This is a genomic window from Proteus sp. ZN5 (genome assembly GCF_011046025.1).
Taxonomy (GTDB): Bacteria; Pseudomonadota; Gammaproteobacteria; order Enterobacterales; family Enterobacteriaceae; genus Proteus.
The window spans coordinates 1,310,919-1,335,896 of sequence record NZ_CP047639.1; the positions used below are offsets into that span (position 1 = coordinate 1,310,919).

The following is a 24,978-nucleotide window of genomic DNA, read 5'->3' on the forward strand; positions in this document are numbered from 1 at the left end:
TTAAGTGATGTATAAATAAACGAGAGGGTGACCATATGTCTACCTTGATAGTAAAGGGTGTTACAAAGCAATTTGGTGAATTCTATGCCGCTAGAAATATTAGCTTTACAGCTGAAGAGGGAGAGTTTGTCACCTTGCTTGGGCCTAGTGGTTGCGGAAAAACAACGTTATTAAAAATGATCGGTGGATTCCACCAACCAGATGATGGTGAAATAATTCTTAATGGGAAACCAATTACAGGACTGCCACCTGAAAAAAGAAATACTGCAATGTGCTTTCAATCTTATGCGCTTTTTCCACATTTGAATGTATCGCACAATATTTGCTTTGGCCTCAAACAAAAAAAGACGCCAATTAAAGAACAACAAATGCGGTTATCGGAATCTCTCAAGCAAGTTGGATTAGAAGGACACCGTTTAAAAATGCCTTCACAGTTGTCTGGTGGTCAGCAGCAACGTGTTGCATTGGCAAGGGCAATGATCACTAGACCAGATTTGGTCTTATTTGACGAGCCATTATCTAACCTTGATGCCAAGTTGCGTGAAAGTGTCAGGTTTGAAATAAAGGAATTGCAAAGGCTGTATCAGCTCACTTCCATTTATGTGACACATGATCAAGCTGAAGCATTATCTATGTCTGACAAAATAGTCGTTTTAAATGCTGGAGGAATAGCTCAAATCGGAACACCTGAGGATATTTATTATCGTCCCGCTAGTCGTTTTGTTGCTGACTTTATTGGTGCGGCAAATATCGACGAGGCGCATGTCCAGTCAACTGAACAACCAGGCTTTTATAGAATAAAATGCAAGCTGGGTGAGTTTTACGTCAAATCATCTACCCCTCCACCTGCGGAGTATTGTTATATTTGTTGGCGCCCCGAAGATGCGCAATACCAACCTAAAGCGATAAGCAGCAACAATACGTTCTCTTTAACCATTGATAAGATGGCGTTTATGGGAAACCTCACTGAGGCCTGGGGATCGAATGAAGCCAAGACATTATCTGTAAGATTACAACTGGTAAAAAAACCGCCATTTGAGATAGGTGCTCAAGTGACTTTTTACTTGCCTGAGGATTCTATTCGTTTTCTTGAGCCTGTTGCGCAGGAGGACTCATGAACTGGCGTAATGAAGTTAAAGCGTGGCTTCTAATGAGCACAGGATTGGGAACTATACTTCTATTGATGGGTTCCACATTCTATGTTGTCATCGCTCAAAGTATTGGCTATTTCAATCTGACAGGGGAAAGCGAGTTTTCGTTAGAGCATTGGAAGAGTATTTTAAGTGAGCCTATCTTATTAAGCGCCTTGTACTACACGGTTAAAGTTTCTGTTTTAGGCGCTATAGGTGCAGTCTTACTTTCCTATCCTATTGCATTGTGGCTAAGACAACCAATTTATGGAAAGGAAGTAGTCATTGGTATGTTACGGGCTCCTATGTTTATTCCTGGTTTGGTTGCAGCCTTCTTATTTGTCAATCTTATCGCCTATCACGGTATAATTAATAGCTTGCTTCAATTACTGGGGATTATAGATGAACCTTTGCGCATGCAAAATGATGATTTTGGCTGGGGAGTCATCATTCTCCAGATCTGGAAAAATTTACCTTTTGCCTTAATTTTGGTTGGTGGAGCGGTTAATTCCATTCGCGGAGATGTATTAGATGCAGCAAGTAATTTTGGTGCCAATAGGTGGCGGCGTTTTACAGATGTAGTATTTCCATTAACCTTACCTGCTGTTCAAGTTTCATTGATTCTGATATTCATCGGCGCTGTCGGGGATTTCGCATTCTTTTCAATCGCAGGTCCTCGTAATACATATTCATTGGCCCGTTTGATGCAGGCTACTGCAATGGAGTATGGCGAATGGAATAACGCAGCCGTTATTGCCGTTATCATCATGCTTATTTCCGCACTAGGAACATTGTTCGTTGCAACAGTTCTGACACCATTAGCCACCAGGAAGGGGGAGGTCAAATGAACAAGGTCGCGACAGTAAACGGTAAGAAGGTTGTTAAAATTTCATTGATATTCTTTATTGTTGTGAATTTGGTCTGGTTGGGTTTACCATTCGGTATGGCTATTTTATGGTCATTGGTAGATCCTCAACATCCTTGGAGTTACCCAGATCTATTCCCGCCGGAGTTGTCATTAGAACGTTGGAAGCTAATGTGGGAGCAAACGTCGTTAGCAACAGCGTTGTTTAACAGTTACACCATCGCTCCTGCCGTCGCTTTTTTATGTCTTTTGTTGGCTACGCCAACGGCTTATGCTTTCGGCCGAATGACCTTTCGAGGAAAGGCTGTGGCGGAAATGTTAACCTTGATCCCGTTAGTAATGCCTGGAATGATAATCGGTATTTTCTTCAGTTCAATGCTCATGAATCTAAATATCAGCAATACATTTATCAGTATTGTTATTGGGCATACCGTGCTTACCCTGCCGTATTCAATCCGAATAATGTCTGCGGGTTTTAAGTCTGTTCCTCAGGATATTATCGAAGCTTCAAGAGATTTGGGGGCTGGTTTCTGGGGGACATTTCGAAATGCATACCTCCCAATGCTGAAGCCAAGTCTTCTCGCTTCGCTTATCTTCTGTTTAGTTCGTAGTCTTGAAGAGTTCAGTATTTCTTTCGTCTTAGGTTCACCTGATTTTATTACGGTGCCAACAATTTTGTATTCATTCTTAGGGTATTCATTTGTTCGGCCTGATGCAGCAGTGGTATCAATGATATTGGTTATCCCAAATGTCATTCTTATGATCATCATTGAGCGCCTACTGAAGGGGAATTATCTATCTCAGTCTACAGGGAAAGCCTAAAAGAGGATTTGGAAATGAAAAAAAGCATTTTACTAATGATGTTTGGTTTAGTGGTCACTGGAACCGTTTGTGCAAAGAACGACGCTTCGCTTGCAAACAAAAGCTGGGATGAAGTGGTCCAGCAAGCCAAGCAAGAAGGTGAACTTAATTTCAGCGTTTGGTATCTTCAGCCACAATGGCGTTCTTTTGTAAAAAAATTCGAAGATGAATATGGGGTCAAGGTGAAAATCCCTGAAGGAACCGTTGATGGAAATATGAACAAGTTGCTTGCAGAATCAAAAAGGCCGACTGGCAAAATAGACGTTATGGCGCTATCTATTTCGCAACTTCCGATTACTACAAATGCAAATGCAATCGCTAAAATTGATTGGATACCTAGTTATAGCAATGGTATCCATACAATTCAAAATATTGATACGAAAGGCTATGCTGTTGCGTTTTGGGGGAACCAAACCGGTTTTGCATACGATCCAACACAAATGGGTGATAAGCCACTTCCTCAAACGCTCAATGACCTCCAAAAGTTTATTGATGCAAACCCGAAACGCTTTGGTTATAACGATCCCAATAACGGTGGGGCAGGCGAGGCATTCATTCAACGCGTTATCACATTAAACAGTGGCGAATTCGATAGTAGTTCAGATAAGACAGACCCCAATGTGATTAAAAACTGGTCTTCTGGATGGGCGTGGTTCACAAAGAATAAGCAGGGTATCATTCAAACTGCATCAGGTGCAGATAGCCTCACTCGGTTAAATGATGGTGAGTTGATGCTGGTGCCGGCCTGGGAAGATCACATGCTCGGTCTACAGCGTAGTGGGGCTATCACATCGCGTTTGCAATTTTATATCCCTGAGTTCGGTATGCCGGGCGGAGGGAATGTAGTCACTATCGCCAATAATAGTCAGCACCCGGCAGCCTCTGCCTTGTTTATTGACTGGTTGATCAGGCCCGAAACCCAGCAAGAGCTGAAGGAAACCTTCGGCACAGTTCCTATGACTAAGCAACAAAAAGCAGAAAGTCTAGCATCATCACCGGATGTACAATTCTATGGTAAAAGTTATAGCATGCAGTTTAGGAAGGAGTTTGTCCGTAATGTTACGATGAAATAACCCTTATTTATCAAAATGCATACATCCTCCAAAGGCCTTGTTAAACATTTTTTAACAAGGCCTTTCAATACGTATAACTACGAACTATGCTATACCATAGCTCTCCATCTCTCACTCGGAAGCCTTATCAAATAATTAATAACTGTACAAAATGTCTGATACCTATTGGCAAAAGGATGTTTATACTATGAAAATTTATCAGATCGCCCTCCGAAAAATTATCCCCCCAGTAATCAGTGCGTTGGCTTTTGTAGGATTAATTTCAAATAGTTATGCTTCACTTAGTGACTGTCCAAAATGGGATACTCAATATAACCGTTTGGAACGAATTGGTGAAGAGAATACAGTTGTAACTGTACGACACCGTGGAGATTTCACTTCTGATATTCCTGAAAACAGCCTTGCTGCATTTAGGTTGTCATATGAAAATTGTAGGGCGGCAGTTGAAACTGATGTCAGAATGCTCAATGACGGTAATCTCGTCATCTTTCACGATGTGCAGATAGGCAAAATGCTAATTCCTGACTATAACGCGATCACGGATAAACCATCAAATCCGAAGTTAGCAGAAATGACTTTGAGTGAATTGCAAAATTTAAAGTTAGTGAATATTGCTGGCAAAGTTACTGACCAAAAAGTTCCAACAGTTAAAGAAATGTTGGAAGATTATCTTTTATACGGAGGCCAATCACTAATTTACCTTGAAATAAAAGATCCTAAAGCAATTATGAAAACTGCCAAACTTGTCACTGACCTAGCCATTGAAAAGGACGACCCAACTCTCCTAAAAAGGGTCATCATTAAATTCTATATGGCCGAATACCCGACACCTATGCAATGGAAAGAAGCGTTAAAAGCCGAAAAAGCGGATGAAAGCATAATGGCTAACCCTATGATCAGTCCTTCGGCCGCGGAAAGGATAAATAAAGGCCCTTCAATCCCTGCACCTCCTGACACAAATTTTGATGACAATGCCAGCAAGGCTGTTACTTGGTGGGCTGCAACAACTAATACATTCGTTCCGAATGTTGAAGCTGTTATAAAAGACTCTTCAGACTTTATTGAAACCGAACCAAAATCATCAAAACAAGGAGACTTTTTCGCCCCCAAAAACATTAGTATTTCTAACACTAAAGATGGAACAATGGCGCGAATGGTAGCAATAATTAAAAGTTATAATAAACCGTTAGGTGCTTTTGTACCCGTGCCAGACTATATACTATGGAGTCAAGGAGCAGTCAATGGGCTCACTGTCCCTAGTGTGTTCGATGATAATAGACAATTTAATATTAACAAAGCGTTCTATCACAATACATCACAATGCTGCTATTCCTTAAAAGACCGACTTGCCCAAGATGAAAAGAATGACTATCGGGAAAATCTTGCCTGGAATAGAAGTATTGAGGTCAATATCATTACTGCCGATGATACTGACAGTATCGACACATACTTTAACGACAGTGGTGCGCTTGACAAAATCGCCAGACCAAAGCCGATAAAACCATCGGTAAGTATGAACTCTACTATATCATGGGCTTTAGAATACGTTCCTGAGCCGACAGAACAAAAAGTGAGATTCAAAATTTGGAATGGTAAAGAAGACGCTTCTTGGGGAGGGCAAGTCTGCCTTTGGGATAATCCTTTCACAAGTCACTATGCTTGGATTTATCGATGTGATGCTGATTGGGCTCACAATGATGATTATGGATATAACAGGGATTTGTTTTTGAAAGTTGTCACTAACGATAGTTGGTCACCTAAATATGGGGAATTGATACAAATTTATTCGAAGCAAAAAGTAAAAGATGGTAATAACACGAATTATATTACTTGGTGCTTAAATGGAAATATGGTTAACACTTGGGGAATGCATTGGACGCAAGATTGTTCGGCCCAAAATATAGATACTTTGTTTGTTAGATCTGGAGATGTTCACTATTTATCAATAGGTTCAAGAGGCATTTTTTACGACCTTTGGGATATGACTGGCGATTGGTCAGAGTGGAAGTGGTATTACGGGGATCGTTATGGAAAGTTAATCGTAGACTACATCATTGGCCGTGGATCATGGGCTGAGTGGAAAGTCGATCCTGTAATCAATCCAACGGACTTCGTTGAAAACTAATCTAATAGGAAGCCTGCCAAAAGTATTTGGTGGGCTTTTTGATATAAGACGTTATCAAAATAATCTCTGAGGTAATTATGTTGAATTTCTCTCGCCATACAAAAAACATCATCATTTTAATTATTCTGGTTATATCAAGCGTCTTGACAAATACCTATGCAGAGCAACCTAAAGTAGTTGAACCTTTAAGTGTAAATAAATCAGAGCAGTGGAATTGCTGGGGAAAGCAAAAGATATCATATAAATACTATGGAAACTCACCTGTATTCTCTGTTGCTACAGATGTTTGCGTTAGAGATAATTTAAGACCATTAACTGTCAATGTTAATTTAAATAATATTAATGTAACGTCGCAATATGATGAATATAAACTACATATGCGTGTTACAGCCACGCACAAAATAACTGGAAAATCAAAGACTTTAACCTTTGATAACTTATACCAAAAATCAGTTAATAATATGGTGAGACCGTTTGAATTCCCAGCAACGAGATCAGGCTATTATAAAATTTCAATTGAATTAATTCGTTTTACTTTTCTCTACAAAAAAAATGTAACTGATATCTTTGAGATTGACGGTAATGATGCTAGACACGGTGTCGGGTATATAGTTGGAGGGGACTTTGGTAAATCACGTTCGCTTATTGTTACCTCGATAGAAAGTGTAGAAAAAAATGGCAAACCTATTCATGTCGTTTTTGGAGAAAATTATGAAGTTCCCGTTCTACAAGGGAGTGAGCCTTATACTATGGCCGTGCCAGCTAACTTACTTATCATTCCAAAACAAGTGAATAATCAACAGTTTGTAACACCACATCTCTTGGGGGACAGGCACAGGGATATCTCTGGGATTTGCGAATTAGCGCAGAATAATTACCCGATTAATGATTGGTCAAGAATTGCTGAAATGTATAGTCCTGAAGCTGCATGGTTTCGTATGCAAAAACCAATGATCGTATTCAATGCCAGCTATTTAGATCTAGAGCAAAGGTGGCAGGAAAGCAGCAAATGGTGGGAAAACTTTTGTGCTACACCAGTCGGCCTTTATTTCGATAACATCTTACCTGGACCGACGAATGGTACGCAAAGCCATCCTAATATGTTCATTCCAGGAACTGTAGGGTTTGTTAGCGATGTTCATTCGTCTGAAATACCATTAGATAGTATGTTCTGGACTATTTCACCTTATTCAAAAATGGAGATAGCCTACAGTGTCGATGATTCGTCTTCAAATCTAATCAGTCTTGCTAAAAACAAGTATGATGCGGGAGATAAGTTTATCGCTTTTTCTGGCATGGGTTTAAAAGCAGATAGAAATAGGCTAATTCCAGAAACTGGCTCACCAACAGACGAAACCATTCGGCTAGCTATATCTAAAACCAGCGTTGATGAGAGCATTTATATTTTCCAAGGAGGACTCTTCGAAAATGGGCTTGATCGAGAGGATTTGCTCGGCATATTCCAGTCCTTTACAATAAACGACGCGATTGAAATGGAAGGGACTGGATACTCAGCCATTGGAATAGATGTAAACGAATTTATACAAGAAGGCGATGAGAGACCAAGTTCTACTTGTATAAGCGACGAACTCTGGTGTTCGAAAAGTCACAAAGACGGATATCAGCACCGTCCCTCCCCAACATGGGTCTCTCTAAACAGATAACTTCTAATCACAGCCCTATCTGCTGAATAGGGCTTTAAACTATTGTACTCATATTCTCCCGCATTTCTCCCTACTTTTTCCTTTGTTACCCCCCATCTTCGATTGTACTATTCCGTTGTAACGAACAAGTTTTCATCTATTGGTTGGAGAAAAAGCATGATGCGCAGGAAGGTTTTATCGAATATCGTTGAATCCATTCATAAACAGGTAATGCATAATGTTGGTATACAAAATATCCAAGTTTTTTCTTGGATAAGATAAAATAATAATTTGGTCAATTTTATGTGACGGTGGAAAGTCTCCATTTTTTATCCAGCGATTAAGTGTTGCTGAGCTAATTCGTAAATAATTACATGCAGCTCTTTTGCCATGATAATGAAAAAGTGGTTTCGGTATTAATTCAAAAGATGAGTTTATAATACCTCCGACTATCGCTGGTGGTACCAAAGAAGGAGATCAGATAACAACCAAGCACAGCTGCTACTTCCAAGGCATTTAGTTTGGGAAAACGCCCTTTTTTTCTAATTTCCAGGCTTGTGAACGTGAAATGGAAGTAATTTGGCGCCGCTCGTTTTCACGAACTAATCGATCTGTAGAAATACCATACTCTGTAAGAATATCGTGTTTTAAAGATGTGTTAACTGAGTTCATACCAATCCCCTATGTATTTACTTGAAGATAGGTATACTACCGTGTTTTAAATTAAGCAGAAAAAAACTCTGGGGCTGGGTACGAATCAATTACGCAAGATTTAATCAAAGTTAAACCTCTTTTAACGAGTTTACTGAAAAAATTCAAGTAAGGTTTAGAGGCTGTTTTATCTTTCTATCGGCCCGTATTTATTTTCGTCAGTAACAACAGTTGATTCAAACTCATCATAAATTCCTCCCGCAACCTCCACTTCAATCTAATGGATAGTTGTATAACTCACTTTGAGCTAACTTAGCAATAAATGTAAGCCTAGACTCACTGTGATTTTTAGAGATTCGATCTCCACGGGTCCTTGCTTCAGAAAATTTTTGATAGTACGGGTTATTTACCTGATCTAAGCGCAGGTGAAAATAAAAAAGAGTTAGATGATAATCACCTAACTCCTTGATAAATTTGGTGGCCCCTACTGGACTTGAACCAGTGACCAAGCGATTATGAGTCGCCTGCTCTAACCAACTGAGCTAAGGGGCCTAATGGAGTGAGATTATACGTGCCATTTGGCACTAGGTCTAGCCTTTGAATGACTGTATGCGCAATTTCTGTTCAATCTAAACAATAAAAAAATAAAGCAGAGAATAACTGTGATATCAATAACATAGTGTAACAATTAATGGATAAGCTTACGCATAAGTACAATAATATAAGTAATAAGGCTATTTTTTATAAATATGTGTAGATGAAATCTATCGTAGTTTGGATAGATTGAAGATACCGTTTTGAAATCCCATAAAAAAACGCCTGTGATATCACAGGCGTTGATTATAACTTTTATTGAAAAGTAAGTTGATTACTCGTCAAGGAAGCTACGTAATACTTCAGAACGGCTTGGGTGGCGTAATTTACGCAGTGCCTTCGCTTCAATCTGACGAATACGTTCACGGGTAACATCAAATTGTTTACCCACTTCTTCCAAGGTATGGTCGGTATTCATATCGATACCGAAACGCATACGCAGGACTTTCGCTTCACGTAATGTTAAACCTGCTAACACTTCGTGAGTTGCGGAACGTAAACTTTCTGATGTTGCAGAATCCAGTGGTAATTCGAGAGTAGTGTCCTCGATAAAATCACCTAAATGTGAATCTTCATCGTCACCGATTGGGGTTTCCATGGAGATTGGTTCTTTAGCGATTTTCAGTACCTTACGGATCTTGTCTTCAGGCATCAGCATGCGTTCTGCAAGCTCTTCTGGTGAAGGTTCACGTCCCATCTCTTGCAACATTTGACGAGAAATACGGTTCAGTTTATTAATCGTTTCAATCATGTGAACAGGGATACGGATTGTACGCGCCTGATCAGCGATTGAACGAGTAATTGCCTGACGGATCCACCATGTTGCATAAGTTGAGAACTTATAACCACGACGGTATTCAAATTTATCAACCGCTTTCATCAGACCAATATTCCCTTCCTGGATCAGGTCAAGGAACTGTAGGCCACGGTTGGTATATTTTTTCGCGATAGAGATAACGAGACGTAAGTTTGCTTCGACCATCTCTTTTTTCGCACGACGTGCTTTTGCTTCACCGATAGACATACGACGGTTAATATCTTTAACCTGTTCGATTGTCAGTCCAGTTTCAACTTCAATTTGTTGCAGTTTTTGTAAACTGCGTTGTACTTCTTCTTCAATACCTGCCAATTTTTCAGACCACGGTTTATTCATTGCACGAGCAGCAGTGAACCATGTGTCATTGGTTTCGTTACCTGTAAACAAAGTAATGAAGTTTTTCTTTGGCATCTTAACTTGATCAACACAAAGACGCATGATGTGACGTTCTTGAGTACGAACTCTGTCCATCATGTCACGCATATTGTTAACCAGATAATCAAACTGTTTTGGTACTAAACGGAACTGTTTGAAAATTTCAGATAACAATAAGATTTCAATCTCTGTATCTTTATGGTTACGACCTTTCGCCTTGATAGTTTGGCGAGTTTTTTCGTATTGCTCACGAAGCTCAGTAAATTTCTGGCGCGCTAATTCAGGATCGATGCTGTTATCATCATCGCTATCACTGTCATTGTCGCCATCTTCATCTTCGTCTTCATCTTCGTCTTCAGCGCTGTTGTCAACTTCATCATCACTTTTGCCTAAGTTGACATCTTCACTTTCTGCCATTTCTTCGGCATTAGGGTCAATAAACGCAGTAATTAAGTCTGAAAGACGTGCTTCGCCAGCTTCAACGCGATCATACTGTTCAAGAAGATAAGTAATTGCTTCAGGATATTCGGCAACGGAACATTGAACTTGGTTAATACCATCTTCAATGCGTTTTGCGATATCAATTTCACCTTCCCGGGTGAGCAGTTCAACAGTACCCATTTCGCGCATATACATACGCACAGGGTCGGTTGTACGGCCAATCTCAGATTCTACACTAGAAAGTACCTGAGCTGCGGCTTCTGCAGCATCATCATCAGTATCATTTGAATTTTCTGCCAGCATCAGATCATCGGCGTCAGGTGCTTCTTCCATAACCTGAATGCCCATGTCGTTAATCATCTGGATGATGTCTTCGATTTGATCTGAATCGACGATATCTTCCGGCAGATGGTCATTGACCTCAGCATAGGTCAGGTAGCCTTGCTCCTTACCTTTAGTAACAAGTAGCTTCAGCTGTGACTGCGGGTTTTGCTCCATAAGACGGTATCCACACTTCAAAGTAATTTGGGTTGGTGTCGGTCGGCGATAACTGTTCAGCCAACAATAACTACGGAGGGGCATTTTCATTGTCGATTGCTACGGTCCCCTCAGCGTAGCAAATGTAGGTTTTTAGTACCTACCGATAGCGGCAATTAAGCCGTGTTTTTAATCTTAATTCTGTGTTTACTTTTTAACGCGTGCCTGTATTATCAATTGGACTTCTTCGCGTTCATCTTGCGTTAGGCCTTCTGTTCTCTCTTTCGCAATAAGCGCGTTTAAACGTTCGTCCATTGCGGTTAAAAAAAGATGATCTAACGTGTCTGTAAAGGTTTTCTCTGCAATCTCATCTATATCTATATCGTTCCACATTGCCAATTTTTCAAGCTGTTTACCGAATTTATTCTCTCTATAGAGTTCGATAATCTGTCCTGTATTTAGGCCCGGTTGTGCTTGGCAAACGGAAACTAATTCAATAAAAAGCGATAGACCTGCAATTTTTTCTGTACTTAATCCCTCGAGAGGGGGCACTAATTTAGAGAATTCTGGGTTTTGTATCAATAAGGCAATCAATATACGCATTGGTGTAGTGCGTAATTTGGTCGGTTGATACGATAACTCGTGATTAACCAGTGCTCTACCAAATAAACGATCCATTTGCTCAATATCGGGATTTCCCGTTAAGCTTCCAAGCTCTCTTAATAAATATAGACGTAAAGTTTCACTTGGGATCTTATCTATTAATGGTCTAGCTAAACTATAGAGCTTACCATTGCCTTCTTGAGTACTCAGATCCACTTGTGGAACGAGTGAATCAAATAAAAATTCTGATAATGAATGTGCTTGTTCCATACGTTTTTCAAAGGCTTCTTTACCTTCACGACGAACCAATGAGTCAGGATCATCACCTTCGGGTAAAAACATAAAACGTAAAGAGCGACCATCATTTAAAAAAGGAAGGGCGGTTTCTAATGCTCGCCATGCAGCATCACGACCAGCTCTATCTCCATCATAGCAGCAAATAATGTTATCCGTTGTCCGAAAGAGCAACTGGATATGTTCTGCTGTAGTGGAGGTTCCTAATGAGGCAACGGCATAATCAATACCAAACTGCGCTAATGCCACAACATCCATATAACCTTCAACAACTAATAGCTTTGTGACGTTATTATTAGATTGTTGCGCTTCATAAAGTCCGTAAAGTTGGCGGCCTTTATGAAATATCTCTGTTTCTGGTGAGTTCAAGTATTTAGGTAAATCATCACCTAATACGCGTCCACCAAAGGCAATAACACGGCCACGTCTATCTCGGATAGGAAACATGACTCGTTGGCGAAAACGATCATAAGTACGACCATTATCGTTGGTTATTACCATACCCGCTTCAAGAAGTAAGGCTTTATTATCGGCACTTTGACCAAAACGTTTTAGGACGTTATCCCAACCTGTTGGCACAAATCCAATCGAAAAACGGGTAATAATATCTTCACTAAGACCTCGATGCTCAAGATAGTTTCTTGCTTCCAGTGCATCAGGTTTATTTAAAGCACTACTATAATACTGATTCAATTTCTCCATCACTTGATAGAGATTTTGTCTTATATGTCGTTCAATAGGGCTACTGCCTGTTCCTGTTTCATAAGGAACTTCTAACCCATGCATTGCTGCTAACTCTTCAATGGTTTCAACAAAATCAAGCCTGTCGTAATTCATTAAAAAATCAATAGCATTGCCATGCGCGCCGCAACCAAAACAGTGATAAAACTGTTTGTCGCTATTTACTGTGAAAGAGGGCGTTTTTTCATTATGAAACGGACAACACGCTGAATGATTTTTGCCTTGTTTTTTTAACGGCACACGAGCGTCGATAAGATCGATGATATCAGTTCGAGCTAGCAAATCATTGATAAATGAACGTGGAATTCGTCCAGCCATAAGCCCTTTTACGCCTGTTGTTGAACGAGAATAAGCCGCGCTCTCAGAAGAAAGCACGGCCTTTAACTGCGACTACAGTGTCTGTATACGTTGCGGTATAAGCCGCAAAATATTAGTACAGACGAGTACGACGTGCGTTTTCGCGAGCTAATTTTTTAGCGTGACGTTTTACTGCTGATGCTTTAGCGCGTTTACGTTCAGTCGTTGGTTTTTCATAAAACTCACGACGACGAACTTCTGCTAATACGCCTGCTTTTTCACAAGAGCGTTTGAAACGACGAAGAGCAACGTCAAATGGCTCGTTTTCACGTACTTTGATTACCGGCATGTGCCTCTCACCTCAATAGAAATCGGTTTGCGCTGGCATTATTTAAGCCAGCCGACATTTAAAATGGTGCGGAATTTTACTTCAAAGCAGGGCACTTTGTAAAGAGATGCACAAAATTGAAACGCAAACTCTCACTTTTGTGTCTTTTTTTGGAGAACACAAAAAGCGAAAGTCGCTAACCACACATTTAAATCACTTAAAATAGGTGGATAATTATAGAACAGAAAAAGGAATTTGTCACATGCTGGTATGTAAAAGATGTGCCGAAGGCGTATAAAATCACCGAAATAATGGTACAATCGATTTATTACGCGAGTCCGCGAAGAAGAATTTGGAAGCGTCATGCGAGTTTTAGGTATTGAAACATCTTGCGATGAAACCGGTATCGCAATTTACGATGATAAAGCCGGTCTATTAGCGAATCAACTTTATAGCCAAATTAAATTGCACGCCGATTATGGTGGTGTAGTTCCTGAACTTGCTTCACGGGATCATATCCGTAAAACAGTACCTCTTATTCAAGCGGCACTGAAAGAAGCAAATCTTACGGCACAAGATATTGATGCAGTTGCTTATACTGCGGGCCCCGGTCTTGTTGGCGCTTTGCTTGTAGGCGCAACAATTGGGCGCTCATTAGCTTTTGCATGGGACGTTCCTGCTATTCCAGTTCATCATATGGAAGGCCATTTATTGGCACCAATGCTTGAAGAGAAAACGCCTGAGTTTCCGTTTGTGGCACTTCTGGTTTCTGGTGGTCATACACAATTAATTAGTGTGACTGGAATTGGCGAATACACCTTATTAGGTGAATCTATCGATGATGCTGCTGGCGAAGCTTTTGATAAAACAGCAAAATTGTTGGGATTAGATTATCCTGGCGGTCCTGTATTATCGAAAATGGCACAACAAGGCACAGAAGGTCGATTTGTTTTTCCTCGTCCAATGACAGACAGACCGGGGCTTGACTTTAGTTTCTCTGGTTTAAAAACCTTTGCGGCTAATACTATTCGTCAAAATGACGATTCAGACCAAACTCGTGCTGATATTGCACGAGCATTTGAAGATGCTGTTGTTGATACACTAGCGATAAAATGTCGTAGAGCTTTAGAACAAACGGGCTTTAAACGTTTAGTGATGGCAGGTGGAGTAAGTGCTAACCGGACATTACGTGCAAAAATGGAAACCGTGATGAAGCAATTAGGCGGCGAAGTTTTTTATGCGCGTCCTGAACTGTGTACTGATAATGGTGCAATGATTGCATTAGCGGGAATGATCCGCTTTAAAGGCGGTACAGAAGGCCCATTAAGTGTGACTGTAAGACCACGCTGGCCTTTAGCTGAGCTGCCTGCCCTTGAAAATAAATAATATATTGTAAAGTGCCTATTTCTAATTTGGCTCACGATATCTGCAAAAGAAAAGCCACTTTAAAAGTGGCTTTTCTTTTTTCAATTCAAATTTTAAACAGAAGCTAATTAATCTTCTTTTTCTTGCTCTTTCGCTTCTTGAATGATCTCTTTTTCCGTTTTTTCGGTTTTCTTTTTCAATTTGTGCCAGATCCGGCTCTCTTGACCACGCCATAAACGTTGAATATTGTCATGATGACGGTAAAGTACAAGACATGATAATAATGCGACAGGATAAGTGAATTCTGGTTTAAACCACCAAACGTAAAAAGGGGCAAGCAGTGCGCTGATGATCGCGCCAAGTGATGAATAGCCACTCAGTAAGACAGTGAGTAACCATGTTCCTGCAATAAGACCACTTAAATCCCAACCAATGGCAGCAATAGCACCAAATGCAGTTGCGACGCCTTTTCCGCCTTTAAAGTGGAAGAAAACAGGGTAGATATGCCCAAGGCAAGCCGCGATTGCCACAATGCCAAGGTAAAAAGGAGGCACATTTAAGTAATAGGCGAGCCAAACAGGGATCATCCCTTTTAGGACGTCACAGATAAGTACTGCCGCTGCGGCCGCTTTTCCACCAATACGTAGGACGTTGGTCGCTCCGGGGTTGCCAGAGCCAAATTGTCTTGGATCAGGTAGTCTTGCCAGTCGGCAAATCAATATCGCGCTGGAGATTGAGCCGCACAAGTAGGCGAAGATGATCATTCCAAGTGCGTTAGCACTCATTTGTATTCTCCAATGTTTATGTAAGTTCGTTAGGCATGTATGGATAATACGCATATTTCATCGGAAGTGGTATCCGATGAACAGAAAAAATAAGAGATGACGTGATGGATATCGTATTTATTGAGCAATTATCAGTAATAACCACAATCGGTGTTTATGATTGGGAAAAAACCATAAAACAAAAATTAGTGTTCGATATCGAAATGGAATGGGATAACAAACGCGCATCCCAAACTGATGATGTGGTTCATTGTTTAGATTATGCCAGCGTGAGCAACGCAATCATTGATTATGTTGAGACTCGACGTTTTGAATTAGTTGAACGTGTAGCAGAAGAAGTGGCACAGCTATTGATAACTCGATTTGCTGTACCTAGAGTAAAAATTAAATTAGCGAAACCAGGGGCTGTTGCACAAGCCCAAAATGTGGGTGTGATTATTGAGCGTAAAGCTTAATTAGTGCTGATCCTGATTAAGTCGCGATTTCCATTTTATAATCGCGACTTCTCGTTGCTTGGTTAGCGCATCTCGTATTGCACTTCCTTTTAATCCACTTTCAATGATTGGCTTAATATCCACATTATTTGCAATTGCGAAAGCTTGGCAAAGAAACGCACGTTGTGGATAAACGAGATTTTCTAATCCCTTGCGTCCTCTGGCGTCGGCTTCACTCACCATTGCTAATTGCTCAACACGTTCAGGTTTTCGCCATGCATCAATAGCATCAAATAAGCGGATTATTTTTGAAGGGCGCATTCTATCAATACGATGGATATGATCGTGAAATCTTGCCGTTAAACGAGCCAAGTCACGGATATGATTAGGAATACGATAACGTTGGCACAAGGCTTCAACTAAAGGAACACCAGCAGGGCCATGCCCATGATGATGGGGCCAATTTTCAGGAGGTGTTAATCCTTTTCCCAAATCATGGCATAAGGCACTAAAGCGTACCGCAATGTCGTCTGTTAATTGGCTAGCGATATTAAGCACCATCATGGCATGAATGCCTGTATCGATTTCTGGGTGCCATTTTTCAGGCGCAGGCACACCAAACAAAGCATCAATTTCAGGAAAAAGAACGCTTAAAGCACCACATTGACGTAAAACGTCAAAATAGACTTGAGGCGAAGGGCTCTCAAGGGCTTTTTCTGTTTCTTTCCAAACACGTTCAGCTGTCAGTGCATTTAGCTCACCACTTTGTGCCATTGTTTTCATTAATTGCAGTGTTTCAGGTGCAACACTAAATCCTAAAGGCGCAAATCGTGCAGCGAAACGTGCAACCCGCAACACTCTTAAAGGATCTTCTGAGAATGCCTCAGAAACATGGCGAAGTTGTCTCGCATGGATATCATCTATGCCATGGTAAGGATCGACATATTCACCATCAGCAGAATAAGCAATGGCATTAATGGTGAGATCACGGCGCGCGAGATCGTCTTCTAACGTGACATCTGGTGCCGCATAACAAGTGAAACCCGTGTAACCAGAGCCTGATTTTCGTTCTGTACGCGCAAGGGCATACTCTTCATGAGTATCTGGATGAAGAAAAACAGGAAAATCTTTACCTACTTGTTGATAGCCTTGTTGTAACAGCATTTGAGGTGTTGCGCCCACAACAACCCAATCTCTATCTTTTACTGGCATATCTAATAGTTGGTCGCGCACAGCACCACCAACAAGGTATATATTCACGGGATCACTGTTCCTTTGGCTGGATGTTAGTTCATCCAACGATCATTACGTTTACGACGGCGCGGAATAATATGTGGAAGGATCAGACCAAAAACAAGACCTGCGCCTGCAACACCACCACCATACATAAACCACTGTAAGATGATATCGCGTTGTCTGTCATCTAATTGTTGATTAGCAAAATCGAGTTTTTTCTCTGCGACAGCGAGCTTTGTTCTCATTTGTTCATTTTCTTTTTTCAAGCCATTGATGATGTCATCGCTGTTTGAAACTTTATTTTGCATATCAGTGGTGCGCTGGTTCCAGCTTTGATCGATATTTGCCAGTTTATCGCGCAGTGTTTGGATCTCTTTTTCCATAGCAGGAATACGAGTACGCATACTTGGTTGGGTACTGAGTTGGCTTTCTGGTAGCCAAACGGTACGATCTTTATCGTCTTTAATCTGTACATAACCCGTTGCTGCGTTACGAGAAATGACAGTAACGGTAGAGCCCGAATTTAAAGAGCCAACAATTCGATACTGATTTCCTGGCCCACTGTGTACATAAGTGGATAATTCATCGGAAACATAACGAGTTTCTGCGTGTGAGCTCAGAGAAACGCCTAAGCCAAGTAAGGAAAGAAAAAGTAAGGGTAATTTTCGCATTATGTTTTCAACTTTTTTATCTATACAAGAGAATATTTTTACTGATACTAAAGAGTAAAGTTTGCGTAAGCAAATAGTAAACCAGAATGAGAACACTCTTAACTGGTAGAATATAGGGATAATCTGCCTTTTATTCATTATTGTTATTAGGCTATCACTTGCAAAATGAAAATGCGTCAAATATTTTACTAATCAATTGATTTACTTAAGGGAAATAGAATGAGCCAATTAGAAACCGAACTCAAAATGAGTGCCATACCTGCCGCTATTCCTCACATTATTCAGCGCATTCTGACTCTACCACATCAGCACTCTGCACCCAAAAAGCTGACTAATCTTTACTTTGAGACCCCAGATAATCAAATTCGTCGTTGGGATATGGGGCTACGAATTCGCGGTGTTGATGAAAGTTATGAAATGACAATTAAAACAGCCGGTAAAGTGGTTGCAGGTTTGCATCAACGCCCAGAATATAACGTGAAATTAGAGCAACCTAAATTAGATTTAGCTCGCTTTCCAGCAGAAATCTGGCCTGAAAATACAGATTTAACCCTATTAGAAACACAACTCAATGTGCTGTTTAATACCGATTTTTATCGTGAAATTTGGCTGGTGGATTTTCAAAATAGCCAAATTGAAGTGGTATTAGATAAAGGGGCTATTCGCACTCATCAATATGAATTGCCGATCGAAGAGTTCGAGTTAGAGCTTAAAAAAGGCGATGTGTCAGATGTTATCGCATTAGCAACTTATTTAGGTGAAAAGGGGGGATTGCGCTTAGCTTCTCGTAGTAAAGCAGCTCGAGGTTACTATTTAGCGAAAGATAAACCTGCTTTATCGTTGAGTGTGGTGAATCTTTCTCCTAGTGATACAACCGCTCAGCAACTCACAAAATGGTTAAGTGCAATACAAGCATTGGAAGAAGCCATTTTTGCTAACCCAACACCACCGACAATTACTATGCCAGCAATGTTGGCATTATTTTCAGATTGGTGTAAAAAACAGTCTGATCTGCCTGAATCTATGCAACAATCACTCAATGGTATTTCACCGTTAACATTTACAACCGCAACCGACTATTATCATGTTTTATGGTTGAACTTTAAGTTATCTTCTATGGCGTGGTTACTATCTATTGCTTAATTTTCTGACAACTTGAGAGTCTATTTATGTCTGTTATCGGTGTATTTCAACAATTGTGGAATAAAGCACAGTGTGGGTTCTCTTCTCAATTAAATGCGTTAGCGCCTTTTAGTGAGCTCGAACAACAGTTTTTTGCTTTTAGCCCTTTTGCAACAGAGCATTTACGTGTTAATCCTCAATGGTTGACTGATATCAGGCAAAATCCACCAACCAGTGTGGAATGGCAGAGTTATGAGTCTCAATTAACAGAAAAATTAGCCAATGTTGATAATGAAGATGATGTGATGCGGATCTTACGCCAATTTCGTCATCAACAATTAGTACGCATTGCATGGCTACAATATTTTCAATTAGGCGATATTCCTTGTGCGCTAAAACATTTGAGCATATTGGCTGAAACATTAATTTGTGTTGCGAGAGATACGCTTTACCAGCAATGTTGCCAACAATGGGGAACTCCTTGTGATAATGAAGGAAAACCTCAGCCATTACTGATTTTAGGAATGGGAAAACTAGGAGGGTTTGAACTTAACTTTTCTTCTGATATCGACTTAATTTTTGCCTATCCTGAAAATGGATTTACGCAAGGTGGACGCCGAGAATTAGATAATGCACAGTTTTTTACCCGCTTAGGTCAAAAGCTTATTAAGGCTTTGGATCAACATACCATTGATGGCTTTGTCTATCGTGTTGATATGCGATTACGCCCTTTTGGTGAAAGTGGTCCTTTGGTAATGAGTTTTGCAGCACTGGAAGATTATTATCAAGAGCAAGGGCGCGATTGGGAACGCTATGCGATGATCAAAGCGCGTGTTCTAGGTGCTGAAAAGAAAGAATATTGCCAAGTTTTACGGCAAATGTTACGTCCTTTTGTTTATCGCCGTTATATTGATTTTAGTGTTATTCAATCACTTAGAAATATGAAATCCATGATCAGCCGTGAAGTCCGTCGTCGTGGCATGATTGATAACATAAAATTGGGCTCTGGGGGGATCCGTGAAATTGAATTTATTACTCAGGTTTTCCAGCTAATTCGTGGGGGAAGAGAGCCTGAGTTACAAAGTAATTCATTATTAACAGTGCTTAATGTCATCACTAAACTTGAGCTATTAACATCACAAGAAACCGCGCAACTAACTGAAAGTTATCTTTTCCTTCGTCGATTAGAAAACTTACTGCAATCTATTGGTGATCAACAAACCCAAACCTTACCAGAAAGTGAAGAAGATAAAGCACGGTTAACTTTTGCAATGGGATTTGATGATTGGGAAACGCTTTATCAAGAAATTAACTACAAGATGCAGGCTGTTTCCGTGATTTTCACACAATTAATTGGTGAAGAAGACGAGAACGATGATGAAGACGATATCTCTGAATTTAAGCGTCTTTGGTTACTTGGACGTTTGCCTGAAACGTCGTCATTATTTCATGAAACATTAACCATTGAAGCCCTTGAGGCGATAAATCAGACGTTGCAGAATTTTCGACAAGATATTGGCAAACGAACGATTGGGCCGAGAGGACGTGATGTTCTTGATGCCTTAATGCCAAAACTATTAGCTAAAATTTGCCAACAACCTCAAACTTTAGTGACACTACAACGCGTGACGCCTTTGTTATTAAGCATTGTGAGTCGCACAACGTATTTAGAGTTGATGCAAGAGTCGGATGAAGTTTTAACGCATGTTATACGGCTCTGTGCGGCATCTCCGATGATCGCAGAACAATTAGCGCTTCACCCTTTATTGCTAGATGAATTACTTGATCCTAATTCTCTCTATCAACCCCTGCCTTTAGATGCTTATCGTGATGAATTACGTCAATATTTATTACGTGTACCAGAAGAAGACGAAGAGCAACGATTAGAAGCATTACGTCAGTTTAAGCAGGCTCAATTACTCCGTATCGCCGCTGAAGATATTACTGGTGTATTACCAGTCATGAAGGTTAGCGACCACTTAACCTATTTAGCTGAAGCTATTATTCATGCTGTTGTTCATCAAGCTTGGTCATATATGGTGAAACGTTATGGTGAGCCTGAACATTTAGCTCATCGTGATGGACTGGGTTTTGCGGTGATTGGGTACGGCAAATTGGGGGGATGGGAGCTAGGATATAGCTCTGATTTGGACTTGGTTTTTTTATTAGATTGTCCAATAAATACAGTGACAACAGGGGCTAAACAGATTGATGCTCGCCAATTTTATCTGCGTTTAGCACAGCGTATTATCCATTTATTTAGTACCAGAACATCTTCTGGTGTGTTGTATGAAGTGGATGCGCGTTTACGTCCTTCAGGTGAATCTGGTATGTTGGTTAGTACTATTCAAGCTTTTGATGAATATCAGAAAAATGAGGCTTGGACTTGGGAACATCAGGCGCTAATTCGTGCCAGAATGATTTATGGTGATGATGAATTACAACAGATGTTTTCACGTATTCGTCATGAAACACTATGTCTTTCTCGTGATGCTGATGTGTTACAAAATGAAGTGCGTGATATGCGTAAAAAAATGGTGCAACATCTTGCACCAACACAAGCAGACAAATTTGATTTAAAAACTTCATCTGGCGGTATTACCGATATTGAATTTATCGCGCAATATTTAGTATTGCGTTTTTCTCACCAATACCCAGCTTTAACTCGTTGGTCGGATAATGTGCGTATTTTTGAGTTAATGGCAAAACATCAAGTGATGGATGAAGATGAAGCTCTCGCTTTAACACATGCTTATGTCACATTACGCAATGAATTGCATCATCTGGCGCTACAAGCATTACCTGCTATTGTGGATAATCATTGTTTTATCGCAGAGCGCGAGTGCGTATTAAAAAGCAAACTGAAGTGGCTCGGTGAACAAGAGTAATGGTTTGTTGGCATGAAGTCTTATGTGTATCTCTTTTTGCCTAACAAGTTATGGTATTATTTCGGCTTATTTTGAAAATAAATGTGGAGTATGGGATGAAAGTAACGCTGCCGGATTTTAATAAGGCCAATGTGTTGGTTGTCGGTGACGTCATGTTAGACCGCTATTGGTATGGCCCAACAAGTCGAATTTCACCAGAAGCCCCAGTGCCAGTGGTCAAAGTAGATACCACAGAAGAGAGACCAGGCGGTGCTGCAAACGTTGCAATGAATATTGCGTCTCTTGGTGCTAATTCGCGTTTAGTGGGTTTAACCGGTATTGATGAAGCCGCAAAAGCATTGAGCAATACATTAAATCAGGTCAATGTGCGTTGTGATTTTGTCTCTGTTGCGACACACCCAACAATTACAAAATTACGTGTTCTTTCTCGTAATCAGCAATTAATCCGTCTTGATTTTGAAGAAGGGTTTAGCAATGTTGATCCTCAACCTATTTATGAACGTATTCAGCAAGCATTACCTTCTATTGGTGCATTGATTTTATCAGACTATGCCAAAGGGGCGCTTTCTCATGTTCAAGAGATGATCCAACTGGCGAAAAAAGCGGGTGTCCCTGTATTAATCGATCCTAAAGGCTCTGATTTTGAACGTTATCGCGGTGCGACACTACTAACACCAAATATGTCTGAATTTGAACAAGTCGTTGGTGTTTGTAAAACGGATGATGAGCTGGTGGAGAAAGGCACTCAATTAGTTCGCGATTTAGATCTTGAAGCGTTGCTTATCACTCGCTCAGAGCGCGGAATGAGCTTACTTCGTGCTAATGAAGCCCCACTGCATTTACCAACACAAGCCCAAGAAGTTTATGATGTGACGGGGGCTGGTGATACGGTAATTGGTGTATTAGCAACCTCTTTAGCTGCTGGTAAATCTTTAGGTGAAGCTTGTTTCCTTGCTAATGCAGCAGCAGGTGTTGTTGTAGGTAAACTAGGAACATCCACTGTATCACCTATTGAGCTTGAAAATGCTATTCGTGGTCGTGCTGACAACGGCTTCGGTATGATGGAAGAAGAGCAATTAAAACAAGCTGTTGAATTAGCGCGTCAACGCGGTGAGCGTATTGTTATGACGAATGGTTGTTTTGATATTCTTCATGCAGGTCATGTTAGCTATTTAGCAAATGCACGCAAACTCGGTGATCGCCTTATTGTTGCTGTAAATAGTGATGCGTCTACTAAGCGCTTAAAAGGTGAAAGTCGTCCTGTTAATCCATTAGAGCAGCGTATGACAGTGTTAGGCGCTTTAGGTGCAGTCGATTGGGTTGTTGCATTTGAAGAAGATACACCACAGCGCTTAATTGCCTCTGTATTACCAGATATCTTAGTTAAAGGTGGCGATTATAAGCCTGAAGATATCGCAGGTAGCAAAGAAGTTTGGGCTGCTGGCGGCGAAGTAAAAGTGCTGAATTTTGAAGATGGTATTTCTACAACAAATATTATTAATGCGATTAAAAAGAAATAATGGCTAATTGATTTGCTGAGCCCATAAAATAACCCTGTGTCTTTGTGAGATACAGGGTTATTTCTTTATTACTAAAAAAAGTAATAAAGTGAATAGATTAAGCTTTATTTTCTGCTGGAGTTTCTACCTCAATTTCAACTTCTTCAACTTGGGCAACTTCAGCTTGAGGTTTTGCCTGCAGACCCGCTTCTAGCTCATTTAAACGTTGTTCTAAACGATTAAGTTTTTCACGAGTACGTAATAAGACTTGAGTTTGTACATCAAACTCTTCGCGATTGACTAAATCCAATTTGTTTAATTGAGATTGCAGAACAGTGCGGATTTTTTTATCAATATCATCACCAAAATCTTTAATGCCCTGTGGCAGAACGTTTTGGATTTGGCGCGCGACTTGTTCAAGTTTTTTCGGGTCCAACATGGGAAGTCCTCACAAATAAAATAGAAAGCTGAGGCTAAGTGTAATATGAGGACAGAGGGAATAAAACCAGATATCAAGATTATTGTTACTTTTTTATTATAAATAGTTAAATAACCGTACGTCATAAAATGATTATGTGATGAAACAAAGATTGTCGCCGATTGATGATTGCCTCTTATAATTTTAAAGCGTATAGTTTCACCGTTAATCTCAGGGCGGGGTGAAAGTCCCCACCGGCGGTAGATACTTGAAGATCCAAGTAAAGCCCGCGAGCGCTTTGTGTTGCCATTGTAATGCAAAGGTCAGCAGATCCAGTGTGATTCTGGAGCCGACAGTTAAAGTCTGGATGGGAGAGAATAAAATAGCATCAGTAGGATCATTGTATCCATTCCTGTTGTTTCTGCTTATATTTTTTATTAAGCAGAGATCCACTCCTAAGACTGCCCTGGTTCTGGTAACTTTCATTAATTATTGAGGTTTTTTTACCATGAATCAGACGCTACTTTCCGAATTCGGTAATCCATTTGAGCGTGTTGAACTTGCTCTAGAAGCCCTTCGTGCTGGTAAAGGCGTGATGGTGCTCGATGACGAGAACCGCGAAAATGAAGGCGATATGGTTTTCGCAGCAGAAACGATGACCACAGAACAAATGGCGATGTCTATTCGTCATGGTAGTGGTATTGTTTGTTTATGCATTACAGAAGAACGCCGTCAACAACTTGATTTGCCTATGATGGTGGAAAATAACACCAGTCATTTCCATACGGCATTTACAGTAACGATTGAAGCAGCACAAGGTGTAACAACCGGTGTTTCAGCATCTGATCGTTTAACCACAGTACGTGCAGCTGCTGCTGACAATGCAAAACCAAGTGATTTAAATCGTCCTGGTCACGTATTTCCATTACGTGCTCAGCCTGGTGGTGTGTTAACGCGTGGCGGGCACACAGAAGCGTCGATTGATTTAGCAACTTTAGCCGGTTTTAAACCAGTTGCAGTGTTATGTGAATTAACCAATGACGATGGCACGATGGCAAGAGCACCAGAAGTGATCACTTTTGCTAAAAAGCACAATATGCCTGTGTTAACTATTGAAGATTTAGTGGCTTATCGTCTTCGTGAGGAGAAAAAAGCTGGCTGAAATTAACATGTTATAACTGACACTGAAAACACACACACTTATTCAAGCCACTTAAGGAAACTTAGGTGGCTTTTTTCATATTT

The 24,978-nt window shown here is 40.4% G+C and carries 19 protein-coding genes, 1 tRNA gene, 1 pseudogene and 1 riboswitch; of the genes and pseudogenes, 12 read left to right on the top strand and 9 right to left on the bottom strand.

Features of this window, described 5'->3' with window-relative positions; genetic code table 11:
* The first annotated feature begins 35 nt into the window (after nucleotides 1-35).
* The 6 genes from GTK47_RS06000 to GTK47_RS06025 all read left to right on the top strand — a co-directional run bounded on the left by GTK47_RS06000 (nucleotide 36) and on the right by GTK47_RS06025 (nucleotide 7,718).
* Entirely contained in the window at nucleotides 36-1,118 is a 1,083-nt protein-coding gene (locus GTK47_RS06000; RefSeq protein ID WP_165122422.1) for an ABC transporter ATP-binding protein, read from the top strand.
* Nucleotides 1,115-1,978 (top strand): ABC transporter permease, encoded by an 864-nt coding sequence (locus GTK47_RS06005; RefSeq protein ID WP_165122423.1) that lies wholly within the window; start codon nucleotides 1,115-1,117, stop codon nucleotides 1,976-1,978. Before GTK47_RS06000 ends, GTK47_RS06005 begins: the two co-directional genes overlap by 4 nt.
* A complete protein-coding gene (locus GTK47_RS06010) occupies nucleotides 1,975-2,817 on the top strand; it encodes an ABC transporter permease (RefSeq protein ID WP_165122424.1) in 843 nt (280 codons plus the stop codon). The genes GTK47_RS06005 and GTK47_RS06010 overlap by 4 nt, the downstream gene beginning before the upstream one ends.
* A 14-nt stretch (nucleotides 2,818-2,831) precedes the next feature.
* The gene (locus tag GTK47_RS06015; protein WP_165122425.1) at nucleotides 2,832-3,929 is read left to right on the top strand and encodes an extracellular solute-binding protein; all 1,098 of its coding nucleotides are present in this window, start codon (nucleotides 2,832-2,834) and stop codon (nucleotides 3,927-3,929) included.
* Nucleotides 3,930-4,116: 187 nt separating this feature from the next.
* On the top strand, nucleotides 4,117-6,054 hold the full coding sequence (locus GTK47_RS06020) for a glycerophosphodiester phosphodiesterase family protein (protein WP_165122426.1): 1,938 nt from the start codon (nucleotides 4,117-4,119) through the stop codon (nucleotides 6,052-6,054).
* A gap of 77 nt (nucleotides 6,055-6,131) precedes the next feature.
* Nucleotides 6,132-7,718, top strand: a complete 1,587-nt coding sequence (locus GTK47_RS06025) for a hypothetical protein (RefSeq protein ID WP_165122427.1) — start codon at nucleotides 6,132-6,134, stop codon at nucleotides 7,716-7,718.
* 428 nt (nucleotides 7,719-8,146) lie between these two features.
* Here the strand turns inward: GTK47_RS06025 and GTK47_RS06035 are convergent.
* The 5 genes and pseudogenes from GTK47_RS06035 to rpsU all read right to left on the bottom strand — a co-directional run bounded on the left by GTK47_RS06035 (nucleotide 8,147) and on the right by rpsU (nucleotide 13,336).
* A pseudogene (locus tag GTK47_RS06035) lies at nucleotides 8,147-8,369 on the bottom strand (AlpA family phage regulatory protein).
* Nucleotides 8,370-8,823: 454 nt separating this feature from the next.
* Nucleotides 8,824-8,900: transfer RNA gene (locus GTK47_RS06040), tRNA-Ile, on the bottom strand.
* 316 nt (nucleotides 8,901-9,216) lie between these two features.
* Nucleotides 9,217-11,073 carry an RNA polymerase sigma factor RpoD gene (rpoD, locus tag GTK47_RS06045; protein ID WP_165126490.1) on the bottom strand — a complete coding sequence of 619 codons (1,857 nt, stop codon included), beginning with the start codon at nucleotides 11,071-11,073 and terminating at the stop codon, nucleotides 9,217-9,219.
* Nucleotides 11,074-11,259: 186 nt separating this feature from the next.
* On the bottom strand, nucleotides 11,260-13,008 hold the full coding sequence (dnaG, locus tag GTK47_RS06050) for a DNA primase (RefSeq protein WP_165126493.1): 1,749 nt from the start codon (nucleotides 13,006-13,008) through the stop codon (nucleotides 11,260-11,262).
* A gap of 112 nt (nucleotides 13,009-13,120) precedes the next feature.
* Nucleotides 13,121-13,336 (bottom strand): 30S ribosomal protein S21, encoded by a 216-nt coding sequence (gene rpsU, locus GTK47_RS06055; RefSeq protein WP_001144069.1) that lies wholly within the window; start codon nucleotides 13,334-13,336, stop codon nucleotides 13,121-13,123.
* A 342-nt stretch (nucleotides 13,337-13,678) separates the two neighbouring features.
* Here rpsU and tsaD point away from each other — a divergent pair, with 342 nt between their 5' ends.
* On the top strand, nucleotides 13,679-14,701 hold the full coding sequence (gene tsaD, locus GTK47_RS06060) for a tRNA (adenosine(37)-N6)-threonylcarbamoyltransferase complex transferase subunit TsaD (protein WP_098941951.1): 1,023 nt from the start codon (nucleotides 13,679-13,681) through the stop codon (nucleotides 14,699-14,701).
* A gap of 107 nt (nucleotides 14,702-14,808) precedes the next feature.
* On the opposite strand, the gene plsY is transcribed toward tsaD, so the two are convergent.
* On the bottom strand, nucleotides 14,809-15,465 hold the full coding sequence (gene plsY, locus GTK47_RS06065; RefSeq protein ID WP_165122429.1) for a glycerol-3-phosphate 1-O-acyltransferase PlsY: 657 nt from the start codon (nucleotides 15,463-15,465) through the stop codon (nucleotides 14,809-14,811).
* 104 nt (nucleotides 15,466-15,569) lie between these two features.
* Between plsY and folB the strand changes: the two genes are divergently transcribed.
* Entirely contained in the window at nucleotides 15,570-15,920 is a 351-nt protein-coding gene (gene folB, locus GTK47_RS06070; protein ID WP_165126496.1) for a bifunctional dihydroneopterin aldolase/7,8-dihydroneopterin epimerase, read from the top strand.
* On the opposite strand, the gene GTK47_RS06075 is transcribed toward folB, so the two are convergent.
* Together GTK47_RS06075 and GTK47_RS06080 are read right to left on the bottom strand one after the other, a co-directional pair.
* Nucleotides 15,921-17,159, bottom strand: coding sequence for a multifunctional CCA addition/repair protein (locus GTK47_RS06075; protein WP_165122430.1), 1,239 nt, complete (start codon nucleotides 17,157-17,159; stop codon nucleotides 15,921-15,923).
* Between the two features lie 26 nt (nucleotides 17,160-17,185).
* Nucleotides 17,186-17,806 (bottom strand): TIGR04211 family SH3 domain-containing protein, encoded by a 621-nt coding sequence (locus tag GTK47_RS06080; RefSeq protein WP_165122431.1) that lies wholly within the window; start codon nucleotides 17,804-17,806, stop codon nucleotides 17,186-17,188.
* Nucleotides 17,807-18,025: 219 nt separating this feature from the next.
* Here GTK47_RS06080 and GTK47_RS06085 point away from each other — a divergent pair, with 219 nt between their 5' ends.
* From GTK47_RS06085 to hldE, 3 genes are all read left to right on the top strand, one after another.
* Complete coding sequence (locus GTK47_RS06085) at nucleotides 18,026-18,949, top strand: CYTH domain-containing protein (protein WP_165122432.1); 924 nt, start codon at nucleotides 18,026-18,028, stop codon at nucleotides 18,947-18,949.
* Between the two features lie 26 nt (nucleotides 18,950-18,975).
* Nucleotides 18,976-21,816: a bifunctional [glutamate--ammonia ligase]-adenylyl-L-tyrosine phosphorylase/[glutamate--ammonia-ligase] adenylyltransferase gene (gene glnE / locus GTK47_RS06090; protein ID WP_165122433.1), complete on the top strand. Its 2,841-nt coding sequence runs from the start codon at nucleotides 18,976-18,978 to the stop codon at nucleotides 21,814-21,816.
* 95 nt (nucleotides 21,817-21,911) lie between these two features.
* Nucleotides 21,912-23,336: a bifunctional D-glycero-beta-D-manno-heptose-7-phosphate kinase/D-glycero-beta-D-manno-heptose 1-phosphate adenylyltransferase HldE gene (gene hldE, locus GTK47_RS06095; RefSeq protein ID WP_165122434.1), complete on the top strand. Its 1,425-nt coding sequence runs from the start codon at nucleotides 21,912-21,914 to the stop codon at nucleotides 23,334-23,336.
* Between the two features lie 97 nt (nucleotides 23,337-23,433).
* Here the strand turns inward: hldE and GTK47_RS06100 are convergent, their stop codons facing one another.
* The gene (locus GTK47_RS06100; RefSeq protein WP_165122435.1) at nucleotides 23,434-23,754 is read right to left on the bottom strand and encodes an accessory factor UbiK family protein; all 321 of its coding nucleotides are present in this window, start codon (nucleotides 23,752-23,754) and stop codon (nucleotides 23,434-23,436) included.
* A gap of 202 nt (nucleotides 23,755-23,956) precedes the next feature.
* Nucleotides 23,957-24,116, top strand: a riboswitch (FMN riboswitch).
* A gap of 125 nt (nucleotides 24,117-24,241) precedes the next feature.
* Between GTK47_RS06100 and ribB the strand changes: the two genes are divergently transcribed.
* A complete protein-coding gene (gene ribB, locus GTK47_RS06105) occupies nucleotides 24,242-24,895 on the top strand; it encodes a 3,4-dihydroxy-2-butanone-4-phosphate synthase (protein WP_023582768.1) in 654 nt (217 codons plus the stop codon).
* Nucleotides 24,896-24,978: the final 83 nt, after the last annotated feature.